Source organism: Pedococcus sp. P1_H8 (genome assembly GCF_056405175.1).
Map to the genome: position 1 here is coordinate 1 of NZ_JBFUCP010000348.1, position 397 is coordinate 397.

Consider the following 397-nt stretch of genomic DNA (forward strand, 5'->3'; position numbering starts at 1 on the left):
GTACTGCCCGGCCGCGCCGCGGAGCGAGAGTCGGTAACGGCGCTCGGTGACACCGAGGATCCGGTAGCAGCGCTCGATCGCGCCGAGCGCGAGTTCGACCTCGTCACCGACCTGTTCCGGCGCGCAGAACACGTGCGCGTCGTCGAGATTGATCTGGCGCACCCTGCTCAATCCGCCCAGCACGCCGGACATTTCGCTGCGGAACATCGAACCCAGTTCGGAGAGCCGGAACGGCAGGTCGCGATAGCTGCGTCCGCGCGCGGCGAACACCTGCGCGTGGTGCGGACAGTTGGCCGGCCTCAGCAGGAAGCTCTCGCCGCCGATCCGCATCTCCGGGAACATGTCCGCGGCAAACTTGGACCAGTGGCCGGACCTCTCGAAGAGCTCCTTCTTGGCC

General features: G+C 67.5%; 1 protein-coding gene. It reads right to left on the reverse strand.

Annotated elements, in window-relative coordinates; genetic code table 11:
* Positions 1–342 (reverse strand): aminoacyl--tRNA ligase-related protein (locus tag AC1DYG_RS20320; RefSeq protein ID WP_477641644.1); only part of this gene is annotated, 342 nt, incomplete at its 3' end.
* Positions 343–397 lie beyond the last annotated feature (55 nt).